This is a genomic window from Vibrio barjaei (genome assembly GCF_001639065.2).
Lineage (GTDB): Bacteria > Pseudomonadota > Gammaproteobacteria > Enterobacterales > Vibrionaceae > Vibrio > Vibrio barjaei.
This window is the reverse complement of record NZ_LQXO02000053.1, coordinates 554066-568972: the sequence shown is the minus strand read 5'-3', so window position 1 is coordinate 568972 and position 14907 is coordinate 554066. Positions and strand designations below refer to the sequence as shown.

Annotated in this window: 10 protein-coding genes; 7 read left to right on the top strand and 3 right to left on the bottom strand. The window is 43.0% G+C overall.

What is annotated here, in order from left to right; translation table 11 throughout:
- The first annotated feature begins 1 nt into the window (after position 1).
- The 5 genes from AWH66_RS23125 to AWH66_RS23105 all read left to right on the top strand — a co-directional run bounded on the left by AWH66_RS23125 (position 2) and on the right by AWH66_RS23105 (position 5877).
- Positions 2-625: a bifunctional 4-hydroxy-2-oxoglutarate aldolase/2-dehydro-3-deoxy-phosphogluconate aldolase gene (locus AWH66_RS23125; RefSeq protein WP_063603271.1), complete on the top strand. Its 624-nt coding sequence runs from the start codon at positions 2-4 to the stop codon at positions 623-625.
- Between the two features lie 120 nt (positions 626-745).
- Positions 746-1465: an oligogalacturonate-specific porin KdgM family protein gene (locus tag AWH66_RS23120; RefSeq protein ID WP_063603272.1), complete on the top strand. Its 720-nt coding sequence runs from the start codon at positions 746-748 to the stop codon at positions 1463-1465.
- 10 nt (positions 1466-1475) lie between these two features.
- On the top strand, positions 1476-3926 hold the full coding sequence (locus AWH66_RS23115; RefSeq protein WP_063603273.1) for a family 20 glycosylhydrolase: 2451 nt from the start codon (positions 1476-1478) through the stop codon (positions 3924-3926).
- A 176-nt stretch (positions 3927-4102) separates the two neighbouring features.
- Positions 4103-4525, top strand: coding sequence for a glycine zipper domain-containing protein (locus AWH66_RS23110; protein ID WP_063603274.1), 423 nt, complete (start codon positions 4103-4105; stop codon positions 4523-4525).
- A 398-nt stretch (positions 4526-4923) separates the two neighbouring features.
- A complete protein-coding gene (locus AWH66_RS23105; protein ID WP_063603275.1) occupies positions 4924-5877 on the top strand; it encodes a sensor domain-containing diguanylate cyclase in 954 nt (317 codons plus the stop codon).
- A 12-nt stretch (positions 5878-5889) separates the two neighbouring features.
- On the opposite strand, the gene AWH66_RS23100 is transcribed toward AWH66_RS23105, so the two are convergent.
- The 3 genes from AWH66_RS23100 to AWH66_RS23090 all read right to left on the bottom strand — a co-directional run bounded on the left by AWH66_RS23100 (position 5890) and on the right by AWH66_RS23090 (position 10380).
- On the bottom strand, positions 5890-6474 hold the full coding sequence (locus tag AWH66_RS23100) for an HAD family hydrolase (RefSeq protein WP_063603276.1): 585 nt from the start codon (positions 6472-6474) through the stop codon (positions 5890-5892).
- 70 nt (positions 6475-6544) lie between these two features.
- Positions 6545-9346 (bottom strand): PAS domain-containing hybrid sensor histidine kinase/response regulator, encoded by a 2802-nt coding sequence (locus tag AWH66_RS23095; RefSeq protein ID WP_063603277.1) that lies wholly within the window; start codon positions 9344-9346, stop codon positions 6545-6547.
- A complete protein-coding gene (locus AWH66_RS23090) occupies positions 9343-10380 on the bottom strand; it encodes a cytochrome-c peroxidase (protein ID WP_063603278.1) in 1038 nt (345 codons plus the stop codon). Before AWH66_RS23090 ends, AWH66_RS23095 begins: the two co-directional genes overlap by 4 nt.
- 297 nt (positions 10381-10677) lie before the next feature.
- Between AWH66_RS23090 and AWH66_RS23085 the strand changes: the two genes are divergently transcribed.
- Both AWH66_RS23085 and AWH66_RS23080 read left to right on the top strand, forming a co-directional pair.
- Positions 10678-11769, top strand: a complete 1092-nt coding sequence (locus AWH66_RS23085) for an efflux RND transporter periplasmic adaptor subunit (protein WP_083400114.1) — start codon at positions 10678-10680, stop codon at positions 11767-11769.
- 27 nt (positions 11770-11796) lie between these two features.
- Positions 11797-14841 (top strand): efflux RND transporter permease subunit, encoded by a 3045-nt coding sequence (locus AWH66_RS23080; protein WP_006069072.1) that lies wholly within the window; start codon positions 11797-11799, stop codon positions 14839-14841.
- The last annotated feature ends 66 nt before the right edge of the window (positions 14842-14907 follow it).

The window sequence follows — 14907 nt, the reverse complement described above, 5'->3', positions numbered from 1 at the left end:
CATGTCGTTAATTAATAAATTAAAGCAATTCAAAGTTATTCCTGTTATTCAAATTAACAATGTGGACCATGCGATTCCTTTAGCGAAGGCCTTAGTCGAGAATGGTCTTCCAGTCGCTGAAGTCACATTCAGAACCGAGGCGGCTGCGCCATCTATTAAGGCCATGAGAGACGCTTATCCTGAATTGTGTATTGGTGCGGGTACCGTTTTGAACTCACAACAGGTAGATCTTGCTATTGAAGCAGGGGCTGAGTTTATAGTTGCTCCTGGCCTTAATCCCAACACGGTTAAATACTGTCAAGAAAACAACATTGCCATTGTCCCTGGCGTGAATAACCCAAGCCAAGTTGAGCAAGCATTAGAGTTAGGATTGTCTTTCCTCAAGTTTTTTCCTGCAGAAGCATCAGGTGGTGTAAACATGGTTAAGTCGCTACTTGCGCCTTACGGTGATGTTGCATTTATGCCAACGGGAGGCATCAGCAAAGTGAATGTCAATGACTACCTATCTATCGACAGAGTTCATTGCTGTGGTGGTACGTGGATGGTCGCAACATCGTTGATCGAAAACGAGCAGTGGGACCACATTGGTGAGCTTGTGCGAGCAGCGGTAGCCACGACACGATAACTAGTTTTATGTTGTTATTCGGCCAGTAATTAAGCTGGCCGCTTTTTAGTCCAGTTATTTTTGTTTTTATGCCCATTTACTTGGGTAGCCCTTTGACAACCCTAAAATAGATAATTATTAATGAAAAAAATCATATCAATAAGTTTATTAACGCTGGTTTCATCCTCGGTTTATTCAGCAACTACTTATCTCGATTTGCGTCATGAATATAGAGATCCCTCAGATAGACATCGCAGCAGAATTATTCTTGGACATCACTTTAACAATGGATACGGCATTGAAATGCTGACTAATGTCAATCACGGTACTTATGGTGATAGTTTTGGCAGCAATTTACGACTTTCTAATACTGAAGTAACGAACTATTACACCTATTCAGTGAACGATAATTTTGTCGTTAATCCAGGTTTAACGCTTAATTTTCTCAGTTCCAACACATTCTATATGCCTTACTTAAAGCTTAATTATAACTTTGATAGCGGCTTCTTTATTCACGGACGTTACCGTTACGATTTCTCAAGCTCTGAAGCACCGAATGTCGAAGGCGATATGGAAACCATCCGACGTAACCGATATGACGTTTGGACAGGCTACAATTCAGACCGCTTTATGCTGTCGTATGCCTATACGTATTTTGACCAGATTACTAATCATCCAGGAGAGTTGGCTAACGGTCAGCAAACCGCGCGTGAGCATACCGTTAAATTTCTCTACAAGTACTCAGATTTTATGAGGCCATACGCAGAAATTGTTGATGCAGACAAAAACATTTATATCCCCGGACCAAATAAAGGCGAAACTGAGTGGCGCTATCGTATTGGTCTGAACTTTGTATTCTAAGGAAATAATAATGAAAAAAAGTATCTTATCTTTATTGGTAGCCGGTTCACTAACAACAACGGCGGCATGGGCTATGGCACCAAATACTGATCTAAATTTAATGCCTTATCCACAATCGGTGGAATTAGGTCAAGGAAGCGTAACGTTAGACAAAGATTTTAGTATTTATATTAAGGGATTTAATTCTGATCGAGTCGAATATACGGCTAAACGCTTTGTGGAACGCTTAGAACGTCAGACAGGTCTACCAACGCTTAACTGGCAAGCTGAATCAGAGGATGAAGCGACGCTTATTATCGATATTCAGTCCCCAGCGAAGAGTGAGGTGCAAGATATTGATGCCGATGAATCATATAAGGTAACGATTAATGATGGCAAAATCGTTTTAGAGTCGAGTCGCCCATATGGTGCAATTCGTGGCATTGAAACCATTCTCCAGTTGGTCCAGACTGATGCTAATGGTTACTCAGTTCCGGCAATCAGTATTGTCGATCAACCGCGCTTTAGATGGCGTGGTGTTTCTTATGATACATCTCGTCACTTCATTGAGATGGAAGTGATTTTGCGCCAACTTGATGCGATGGCCTCGGCGAAAATGAACGTGTTCCATTGGCATATTTGGGATGACCAAGGAATCCGAATTCAATTAGATAACTACACCAAACTGTGGGAAAAAACCACGGACGGTGACTATTACACCAAAGATCAAATTCGTTATGTTGTGGAGTACGCACGTAAATTAGGTATTCGTGTGGTTCCTGAAATTTCGTTACCAGGTCATGCATCAGCCGTTGCACATGCTTATCCAGAATTGATGTCAGGGTTAGGGGAACAAAGTTATCCGCAACAGAGAGAATGGGGGGTATTTGAGCCTCTGATGGACCCGACGAACCCTGAACTATACGTCATGTTAGAAAGTGTATTCGACGAAGTCGTTGAGCTGTTCCCGGATGAATACTTCCATATCGGTGGTGATGAGCCTAACTACATTCAATGGCAAGAAAATCCAGAAATTCAAACATTTATCAAAGATAAAGAGCTTGATGGTGAACGAGGTCTTCAGTCTTACCTCAACGCGAAAGTGGAAAAAATGCTCGAGGAGCGTGGTAAGAAGATGAGCGGCTGGGACGAAATCTGGCATAAAGATCTTCCTAAATCGATCGTGATTCAGAGCTGGCGAGGTCATGACAGTATTGGTCGTGCGGCGCAAGAGGGTTACCAAGGGTTGCTATCAACTGGGTATTACTTAGATCAACCACAGCCTACAAGTTATCACTATCGAAATGATCCGATGCCGAGTGGCATCACCGTTGACGATAAACTTCACGAAGGGGAACGTTTTGTTAGCTACCAGTGGGAAAAACCGCGTACCAAAGGCGGCCCACGTAAAGGCTTACTCACTATCATTCAAGCAAAAGACGGTAAGGTTCGTGCCTTTACTGATTACAACGGAAAATCTCGCGCTGAAGTTGAGATCTTAGAATATGAACCGGGCAAGATATTCCGCGGCCATTTTGATAACTTCATGTCATACACAGAGTTCAACCTCAAACTAGCGAGAGAACAGTTTGCCGAAGGGAGCTATCAGCTTATTGGTAACGTAAGGTGGCCAACAACGGGGAAACTGGTTGCCTCTTCAGCACAAAAGGGAACGTCAATTCCTGAGCCAACGGGTGGCTATCCTGCTGAGTTGAACGAACAAGAGCAAGAGCTGATATTGGGTGGAGAAATCACTGTTTGGGGTGAAAATATCAACTCGATGACGATGGAAAACAGAATTTGGCCTCGTAGTTATGCAATTGCGGAGCGATTCTGGTCAAATGAAGAGCTGACTGATGAAGCAAGCATGTATAAGCGTATGCGTGCTATTGATAATTGGTCTGAAATTTCTCTGGGTATGCGCCACCATGCAGATGCAAGAATCATGATGCAGAGGTTGGCAAATGGTAGCGATATAACACCATTGTTGGCGCTGACGAAGTACACCGAACCTGCACAATACTATGCGCGCAACTGGGAAAAATGGATTCAAACTGAGAATCCAGGAGATTTATACAATCAACACGAACGCCTAAATCGTTTCGCTGATGCGCTTCCGGTAGAGAGCTACACGGTGTACGAAATGCGTGATTTGGTGACACAATACGTTAATGGGGACAAGTCTGCTTTAACGTCGCTTAAACGTCATTATGAGCAATTGCTCAACGCTTCTTCTGAGGCGGCTATGGTGTTTGCTAACAACGTGGCGTCGGTAGATACGGTAGCGTTAGCGAAGGCATCGCAGAACATTGCTGAGTTAGGTCTGACTCTGGTAACAAAAGCTGAAGCTGGCGAGAAAGTGTCTTCAGCCGATGCACGAGAATATCAGTCTATGATTAATGACTCAGCGAAGATCATTGATGAGAGCATTGTCGCTACTGTGAAGCCGACGGAAATGTTGCTTTGGTCACTATCAAAGTAATCTTGCCAATCTACTAGGTACGGCATAAGAATAAACGCCCCGATTAAACTGGGGCGTTTTATGTTGTATTGACTGATAACCACTGCTTATCAGCTTAATAACAACAAGTGAATTCAGTAATAGGGCTCAAGGCGTTAGTCTAACCACACGCAAACACATAACGTCGAGAGCATCCTATGACATTTTCAATATCTCAACTTAAATCACTTTTCGCTATTTCTACCCTCGCGCTGCTAGCAGGATGCTCTTCGCCCGCGTTTGATGCAGAAAATGAAAACTCTGCAAGAAACCGCGGAGCTGCTGGAGGTGCGTTATTAGGCGCTACCATGGGTGTTTTAACCGGTGAGCCTGAACTCGCGGTTAAAGGTGCAGTCGCTGGTGGTGTTGCTGGTGGAGTCGCTGGTTCAATGAAAGATCTTGAGGATTCGCGCGAAACAAATCGTACCGAAATTTTGGCCGATGGGATAAAACAGGACAATCGTAGTGAAGCGGAGATGCGTGCTGATGAGCTTGAAGCTCAAATTCGCATTAAAGAGCTCGAGCAGAAATTAGCAGAGATGGAAGCGCAGCAAGACGACCAAGTTATCGATGCTAGCTAGTTAAAAGCCGGGCATTACTCTAGTTTTGAATAATCAGATAAAGAAAAGGCCGATTGAGAACTCAATCGGCCGAAAACAGTGTGAACAAATCGGTTCACTAACAACGTCAGTTGGCTAGGTGACCTCAAATTTTGAAGTCATTTTTTATAATGCATTTCGCGTGCCAATATTTCTTTTGGGTAATGTTACGGTTTAAGGCAATATCAATGCATAGTTAACGCTGTGTTTCTCATTGTGCAATTGCAATATGCGTTGATTTTGCAATATGCAATTAACTGCTTTATCACTAATTCCTCTAGGTTCATATCATTTTGTACCATTATAGTTACATAGATATGGCAGAACTCGCGTATTTTGTCTAATTTTATAGCTATCGATAGAGAATGGTTCAGAGACATATGCAACCAGCACCGATACCTATAAATGATGATTACCGACTTAGTGTTCTTCAAACTTTGAAGCTATTAGCCACGCCTGAAGAAAGGTTCGATCGGGTGACACGCCTAGCTAAACGTATGTTTAGCGTAGACATTTCTATGGTGAGCATTGTTGAACGAGATCGGCAATGGTTCAAATCTTGTGTAGGTCTTGATGCTACTGAAACGGCAAGGGATATCTCGTTTTGTGGGCATGCGATTCTTGGTGATGAGCCGTTTATTATCTCGGATGCTCTGTCTGACGAACGCTTTAGCGACAACCCACTTGTTATATCTAAACCCAATATTCGATTTTATGCAGGCGTGCCAATTAAGTTAGCTGACAATGTTAAGGTGGGGACGCTATGTATCATTGATAGCAAACCTCGCCATTTTAGTGATCAAGAAGTCCAAGATCTTATTGATTTGGCGAAACTTGCAGAAGATGAGTTAATAGCGAGCCTTGATAGCACGATTGATGAATTGACTCAAATTTCAAACCGCCGAGGCTTCAATATATTGGCTGACAAAGTCATCAATCGATGTCGTTTCGCTATGGAGCCATACACAATGGCTTCATTCGATCTCAATCACTTTAAACTGATAAACGACACTTACGGTCATGGCCAAGGCGATGCAGCGTTAGTGATCTTTGCTCGATTGCTCGTTGAGAACTTTAGAGATTCCGATGTGATAGCGAGAATTGGGGGTGATGAGTTCGTTGTACTCATGTCTGGAACGACAGGACTGGATGCCAAATTTCCACTGACGCGTTTCAAAGATCAAATAACGATGTTCAACAACTCGAGTGACAGCGAATTTGAGTTGTCTTATAGCGTAGGTGTGGTTTGCTTCTCACCTTTAGAAAAACTCTCACACAGTGATTTGTTGGCCAAAGCCGATCTAGCGATGTACGCAAGTAAACAAGCCAACTAACGGCTATTCTATCTATAAGGTTTCCATTAAATACTGGTGTAACTTCCTGAGGGAAGCGAAAGTATACGTCGCCTCAGTCATGTTAGGTGACGTCTTGTTACCATTAGATATAAAGCAGCTTAAGCAGCCTGCATTTTCTGCGGTCTTAATGTCGTATTCGTGGTCACCGACATAAAGAACTTGTTTCGATGTGAGTTGCCATTTTTCTAGTAAAAAGAGTAACGAATCAGGGCTGGGTTTGGCAGGGAAATCTTCACGAGTAATAAGCTCATGAACCTCTAGGTTATTGGATTTTAGCTTCGTCTCTGCCGCCTGACGACAATTGCGAGTAATGACGCCTGAGTATAGCCGCTTTTCTTCCATCCACTTTAGTAACTCAGGTGCCCCTTTCATCGGCGTACTTGAACGAGCATCTTCGATTTCATGATTAAGAATAATGTCGTTTAGTGCCCTACGTTTAGCGTCCTCGGTCGAACTGGAGACATGCTCTAGCAAATCTTTGTCATCAGGACAGGCTAGTTCTTTACGAAGCAGCTTAAAGTCAAGGTTGCAAGATACCAACGTATTATCCAAATCAAACACTACCGCTTTGAGCATTGAATTCCATCTCTTTTTTCACAACATCCGGTAATGATAATGTATCCTGAACTTGTGTTAGTATCGATAGTTAATTTGGTGAAATTGTTGATATTGGCGGCCGCATACCTTGCTGATGATCAAGTATGCGAATCGCTTCATGGATATTAACTTCGACTAGGTTAACCAGTGATTGCATCGCTTCTAGATTTGGGACCGCATCGTTATTCAACTCATCAAGTAACATGTCTATTTTGTTGATAAGTCTATTCAACTCGGAATCTTGTGCTACCTTCCTGAGCGTTAAAATAACGCTTTTGAGTCCGTTAACGTCTAGGGAAGAATAGACTTTGACGAGTGTGTTGAGTGTTTCTTCGCCGATGGATTTAAATTGTTCTATATTGTGTAACCGCACTTGTTTCGATTCGGTTGTTGAATCCAACAGTGTGAGTTCCGCTTCAGTATTGGTGCAGTCTAGTTGCATGATGTCGTGGCGTACTAACTGAATAACATTACTGTTTTCAGGTGGTATTGAGTTCAATAATAGGTGTTGGTACCTTTGGAGAGCATCGATAAAACTCTCTTTTTGCAGGGGCTTAGTCAGAATATGGTTTGCACCAGCGTCAACAAAATTATCATGAGCTTCCTTAAAAACATCGGCGGTACAGCCAAATATGACGGTTTTTGACCCAAGCTCTTGTCTGATAATACGAGTTGCTTCTATGCCATCCATAACGGGCATATGGTTGTCCATAATTATAAGGTCGTACTGTTTTTTACCGACTTTTTCTACCGCTATTTTTCCATTTTCCGCCACTTCTACATAGTGTCCTTGTTTTACACAAAATGTCTTCGCGACTAGAGCATTAACTTTGTTATCTTCAACGAGAAGGATAGTAAGAGACTGTGCAATTGCCTGTTCATCGAGTGAGACCTTGTCTTTAAGTTGAATTTCTTTGTTCGCAATTGGCGTTAGGTTAGCGGTGACAGTGAATTTGCTTCCTTTGCCTAGTTCGCTGGATACGTAAGCGTCGCCTCCCATGAGGTTGGACAATTTCTTTACAATTGCTAGTCCAAGCCCTGTTCCCCCAAATTGTCTTGTTGTAGATGCCTCTGCTTGGGTAAAAGGATCGAAGATTGTCGTTAGTCTGTCGTGTGGTATGCCTACACCAGTATCTATGACATCAATATTTAACTGTTCCTGACTTATTGACATTGAACTTTGAGAGCTCGAAAAAACCAACTCAACAGTTCCACGTTCTGTAAACTTGACCGCATTTCCGAGCAAATTAAAGATTAATTGTCTGATGCGCGATTTATCTCCTCGGAAAGATTTTCCGGATGGCAATTGGTTGTTTAGTTTGAACTGAATACCTTTTTCATTGCAAATTGCTGAGTATGTACTGATTATTGGAGAGCAAAGTTCGTCTATCGCGAAGTCAATATCTTCAAGTTCGAGTTTTCCTTCTTCTATTTTTGATATATCGAGAATGTCGTTCAATAAAGACAACAAGTGATTTCCGGACTCTAGCAAAACACTGAGTTGCTCTTTGTGTTGCGGTTGCGTCACTGAGGACTCGAGAATTTGAGCCATGCCCAAAATGCCGTTTAATGGCGTCCTCAGTTCATGGCTCATGGTAGCAAGAAATGTTGATTTAGCTCGGTTTGAGGCATCGGCTATTTGGACCGCTTGTTGAAGGTTTTGCTCCAACTGCTTTCTATCACTGCTGTCTCGTTCTACTGCGATAAACTGTTCGATTTGATTATGAATATTCTTAATCGGTGTTATAACAATGTCGATCCAATATGGGCGCCCATCTTTGTGATAGTTCAAAAGCTCTGATTGAACAGTATGCCCTTGACCGAGTTCATCTGAAATTCGCTTTATTTCCTCCTTGGAAGTGTCAATTCCTTGTAGAAGGTCACCTGGCTTCTTACCGATGGTCTCTGCAAGTTGGTAGCCTGAGAGTTTCTCGAATGCACTGTTAACCCATGTTGTTAGGCCATCTCTATTTGTAATCACAATGGCATCGCTGGCGTGTTCGACCACCATGGCTAGCTGAGAGCGCTCTTTTTCGTTGTCGAGCAACTCTTTGTTCAGTTTGGCTTCTATATGTTGCTGTAGCCATTGACGCCAGTATAGATAAGCGCCTAAACACAAGAAAAGCGTTACCGATGACAAAGCGATTTGAAGCTTGGTATCTGAAGAACGTTGCAACCAGAAATCGTTGGTTTGATTTAGTAAACGATGAACTTCACTGTCAATTAGAGCTTTCTTTTCATTGCTAATATCTTTGAGCACACGCTTGTTTAGCCGGATGTAGTTGTCTAGGGTCACGACACTAGTATTGTCGCGGAGTGTGCTTGATAAATCGCTTAAGTTGCTTTTAGCATCAAGGTACCGATAGATGGAAAGCTTGTCAGTTTCATTTAGGGAGTCTCTCCAGAGCTTGTCTTTTAAAGCTTGGATGGTTTTACTGGAATATTCTAGAGATACTTTTGCGCTGAGTAGTCGTTCTAATCTTTGCGTAAATGACAACATTGCGTCTCGAACGGTTTTTGCCGAGGTGACTGCTGCTTCAGGTACCGGGTTTAGAATTGAAAAGTAGGCATTATGGTTTTGTCGAATATTCTCATACAGTTTGTCAGATAAGAGTTCTATAGATACCAGTTCATTTGAAAACTGGTCATAGGTACTGTTGTCACTATATTCAAAGACGTATATCTCTTCGAGGTTGTGAGTGACATTCTGAGACAGCGATAGGTACGCTTTCTGATAAGCTTCACTGACATAACTGTTGACGGCGCTTATTACTAGCCAACATGCGGCTATTAAAGTACCAAGCATGTAGAGCAACTCTATCCGTGAACGGTTAAACAATCTCTTTTTCATTGCACTAACTCCGTCAAGAGTGGGGGAGGCGGTGCTGACAGTGCATTAAGAAAGGCACTAATTTCAAGAGTCGTAGTGGCATCTAACTCTCTTCCTAGCTGTATTTTGGCCATGGTGACAATCGCCTCTTCCAATGTCGCAGCACGACCATCATGAAAATAAGGTGCAGTCTTTGCGACATTTCTAAGACTAGGTACACGAAACACTCCTTTATCGGAATCAATACCAGTGACGTTGTAACGACCTAAATCTCTCTCTCTAGTGGTCGTAGTGTTGACATTGCCAAATCTCTGAAAAAGGTTACCGCCTATGTTAGTTCCCTGATGGCATACCACACAGCCCAGAGACTGGAACTTCTCCCACCCCAAGTGGGCAATTGGCTCCATTGCGTCGGTTTGTCCTTTGAGAAATAAGTCGAAAGGCGAGTCTGGCGTGTTAAGTGCGGTCATAAATGTAACTAAGGCGTTTTTGACAGTCTCTTCGGTGATGACCCCTCCAAAATACTCGTTGAATTGTACGCGATAGTCTTGCTCCGATTGCACGTATTCAACGATGTTTCTCCAGTTAGTGTTCATTTCGAGAGGGTTGTGGACGGGACCGTCTATTTGCTTCTCGAGGCTTGAAGCACGCCCATCCCAGAAAAAACGTGTGTTATAGGCTATGTTGAATACTGTAGGAGAATTCCTAACGCCTGTTCCGTTTACACCCTGTGAGACGCGGGTGCTTTCCGCGCCATTATCGAAAATATGATGGCAAGAGTCACAGCTCACTTGTTGGTTGGAAGACAGCCTAGGGTCAAGAAAAAGTTGTAGCCCTAACTGCGCCTTATTTTTGTCATTGCCCTCTAGTTTGGCGTGTTTTATTGGAGCAACAAGGTTAAGGACGCCATATTGTCGCTTGTGGGCAAGGGAGTGGTGTTCTTCGTGTTCAAGTTGTTCGAGTGTCAGGGGCGAGTCAAAATTCAAAAGCAGGTAGGTGCCAAGTATCAAAATAGCGAATAGTGAGGATAACCACCTAATGAGAATTTTGTTCATACAATGTACATGTAATATTGATCATATGTATCAGTATGGGATACTTATTTATCGTTTCAATTAAAGCTAAAAAAACCAAAAAAAGAATGAACTCGTAGTTAATTTAAGGTCTTAGATATTGCCCTGTCTAGGCTTAGCTAGTTGAGGCAACTAATGGGATTTTTCAAAGGTTGGTTTTTTGTTTGTGGTTTGTTGCTTTTTGCTGCGCTTAATGTAACTTGTACCAATAACGTGTAATTGATTTCTTAGACCTATTATTGTCTTGGTTTTTATAAATTTTTTTGTTGGGTGGTTGTTATGAAAACTCATTTACGTGCGCTAACTTTAGCAACGGTAATCGGTGTTGCTCTATCAGGATGCAGTCCTGAACCAGAACAAAAGGCAGAAGCGCCAGTTGTTCGTCCTGTTAAAACTATGGTCATTGGTTTAGAGAACCAAAGTATGATTCGTGAATTCCCAGCGCGTGTTCTCGCGTCGAATCGTGCTGATATGGCTTTCCGTGTTTCGGGTAAGGTCAATAGCATTCCAGTGAAAGAGGGTGATAATGTTGAGAAAGGCACGGTACTTGCGACATTAGATGACACTAATTTCAAACTTGCTGTGCGTGATACACGCGCGACTTTGCAGCGAACTCAAGCTGACTTCAAACGCGCTCAAGAACTGATCAAAGATAACTTTATCTCCAAAAAAGATTTTGAGCAGTTGCGCGCTAATTTGACACGTGCAAAAGCAGCATACGATAAAGCAAACACAGAACTTGGCTATACCAAACTTTTAGCGCCTTTTGACGGTTTTGTGGCACAACGAGATATTCAAAATTTCGAAAACGTTGAAGCTAAGCAGGTGGTGTTTACTTTCCAAAACCTAAATACCCTTGAATTGAAATTTAACGTTCCTGAAAAATTAGTAAGGCAAATTCGTGATGAACAAGCTGAAGATCCTGTAGAGATACCGGTCTTCGCTTATTTTGATGTAGCTCGAGAGAAACCATATCCAGTCACGGTGACGGAAGTGTCCTCTAAAGCTGATGCTGATACACAAACCTTTGAGGTGACGGTGACACTTGAGGCACCATCGGATCAAAATATCCTTCCAGGCATGACGGGCTATGTCACTGCAGACTTTTCTAAACTTCAAGAAACGAAAGGCTCAATCCAAGTGCCTGCAACTGCGGTAATTAGCGACAATGCACATAATGCCACAGTGTGGGTTGTTGGGGACGACAACACGGTTTCTCCAAAGCAGATCGAAGTCTCCACGATGACTGGTGACAGAATCACGGTACTCTCTGGACTTGAAATGGGTGAACGCATTGTCACTGTAGGTGTTCCATTTTTGATTAAAGGTATGGAAGTGAGCCTAATGCCTGAAATCGATCAGGCGCAATAACTGTAACTCAGCAAGAAGAGATGTTTTATGAATTTAGGTGAGTATTCAGTAAAGAATAAGGTGAATAGCTGGCTTTTAGTCCTGCTAATGACCATTGGCGGTGTTTTGGCTTACTTTGAAATGGGTAAACTTGAGGACCCTGCATTCACAATCAAAGAAGCTAAAATCATTACTGCTTATCCAGGAGCTTCTCCTCAGGAAGTTTACGACGAGGTTACGTACCACATCGAAGATGCGGTTCGTCTTCTTGGGCAAGTTAAACGGATCAAACGCTCAGTAACTCGTGAAGGTTTGTCGGATATTACGATTGAGTTTAAAGACGAATATACCTCAGCTGAAATGCCAGGTATATACGATGAACTTCGACGTAAAATTGCTGACAATAAGCATAAATTGCCTCCTGGTGCAGGCGAGCCACAAATTATCGACGATTTTGCCGATGTTTATGGTGGATTCCTAGCGCTTAATGGCGAAGGTTATACCTATCGTGAGCTAAAAGATGTTGCAGACAACCTGAAGAAACAGCTAGTACTTGTCCCCGGCGTACGTAAAGTTGCAATTGATGGTGACCAAAAAGAAGTCGTTTATGTTCAGATGTCTAGAGCAAAAATGGCGGAACTTGGCATCGATATGGCAACGATAGAGAATCTGCTAAGTTCTCAAAACCTGGTTTCCGATTCTGGTCGTTTCCGTGTTGGTCCCGAGTTTATTCGAATTGAACCTACAGGTAGCTTCAAGCATGTAAGCGAAATTGAAGATCTACTTATCTCAAGCGACACCAAGAAGCTAATTCGTTTAGGCGATATTGCTGAAGTAACGCGTGAATATGTCGAAGAGCCATCGAAGCTTATCTACTTCAATGGAAAACCTTCGTTAACAGTTGGTATTTCAATGCTTCCTGGCAAAAACGTTGTGGAAGTAGGCGGATTAATCGCAGATAAGATCGCAAGTCTAGAGAACCAAATCCCTCTAGGGATGAACCTAGATATCATCTACGATCAGCCATCTGAGGTTGATCAGTCAGTAGCTGGCTTTGTGACCAACACGGTCGAAGCGTTGATTATCGTAGTTGTTGTTTTACTTGCCTTTATGGGTTTGCGTGTCGGACTTATTATCGGCGCTGTATTGATGATCACCGTGGCAGGTACCTTGGCACTAATGCACATGTATGGTATCGAGCTACAACGTATCTCTCTGGGCGCGTTGATCATTGCTCTCGGGATGTTGGTAGATAATGCGATCGTTGTCGCCGAAGGGATGATGATACGGATCAAGCGCGGTGTTCCTGCGATGAAGGCCGCAGGAGAAGTCGTTGGCGCGAATGGCTGGGCGCTACTCGGTGGTACCGCTGTAGGTATCTTAGCGTTCGCAGCAATTGGTATGTCTCAGAGTAACACTGGTGAATTTACCCGCTCTCTATTCTACGTAATCCTAATATCTCTGTCTTTAAGCTGGGTTACGGCAGTATCGACGACACCACTACTTTGTGCATTATTGCTCAAAAAAGACGACAAGAAAGAAGGGGAAGAAGAGAAAGACCCATACGCAGGTGCTGGCTTTGTTATTTATAAGAGCGTCCTTCAGTTTGCGCTTAAGCAAAGAGCACTGACTATTAGTGTGATTTTGGCAATGTTTGTTGCTTCGGTATGGGGATTTGGATTCGTTAAGAATGCGTTCTTCCCAAATGCAAACACGCCAATGTTCTTCGTGGATGTTTGGGAAGTTGAGGGTACCGATATTCGTCAAACTCGCGATGATACCCTGAAAATTGCCGACTTTATTCGTGAACAGGAAGGGGTTGAGTGGACGGCGAGCTTTATTGGTGGCGGAGCATCACGCTTTTCGTTGGTATATACACCACAAGACTCCACAAAAGCTTACGGTCAGATCATTGTTCGTACTGAAACTCGTGAACAGATCGCACCGTTACAAAAGAAAATCGATACTTTCATGACAGAAAATATCGACAATATTGAGCCTAAGATCAAAGGGCTACGTATCGGCCCTGGACGTGACTCTAAAATTGAAGCGCGATTTGCTGGTCCGGATCCAGAAGTATTGCGTGATCTAGCGTCTCAAGCTGAAGCGATCATGCATGCTGACCCTGAGACTAAGGAAGTTCGTAACGACTGGCGTCAACCGGTTAAGTTGATTAAACCAATCTTTAATGAACAGGTGGCTCGACAACTCGGTATCACTCGTACTGAGCTAACCGCTTCTTTGAAAGCAGCGAGTGAAGGCTCTCAAGTTGGTATTTATCGTGATGGGGTGAGGCTATTACCGATTTACTTCCGTTCCGATGCGAGCGAGCGACAAAACGTTGCTCAATTGATGGATGCGCAAGTATACAGCCCAGTACTGCAAAGAACGGTTCCAATTGCACAAGTTGTCGTTGGCTTTGAAACGGTATGGGAAGATGCAATGATTCGTGGACGCGATCGTTTGACTACCATTATCGCTTCTGCTAACCCTACGGGTGAGCTGGCTGCACCATTGTTTGAACGACTAAAGCCACAGATAGAAGCTATCGAACTACCACCAGGTTATTCGATGGACTGGGGTGGTGAGTACGAAGATTCAGCAGAAGCGCAAGGAGCCTTATTTAGTGCTATTCCAGTTTCATTCATCATGATGATTATCGTGGTTGTGTTGCTGTTTGGGAAAGTACGTCAGCCACTGATTATCTGGATTACCGTCCCGCTGGCAATCATTGGCATTACAGCTGGCCTTCTGCTACTTGATGGTGCCTTTGACTTTATGGCGTTGCTTGGTGCATTGAGTTTAATCGGTCTATTGATTAAGAATGCGATAGTGTTGTTAGAAGAAATCGATATGCAAGCGGAAGAAAAGCCGCTCTATGATGCGATTATTGATTCTTCGATCTCTCGTATGCGACCAGTAATGCTTGCGGCATGTACAACGATATTAGGTATGATCCCACTATTGGGAGACGTATTCTTCGTTAACATGTCTATTACGGTCATGTTCGGGTTGGGATTTGCGACCATTTTAACCTTGGTCTTCATCCCAGTAATGTACGCGATTTTGTTTAAGGCTAAGAATCCAGCTTAAGTTACATTGAAATGATTAAAAAGGTCAGACGTATCGTCTGACCTTTTTTTGTTTACCATTTATCTA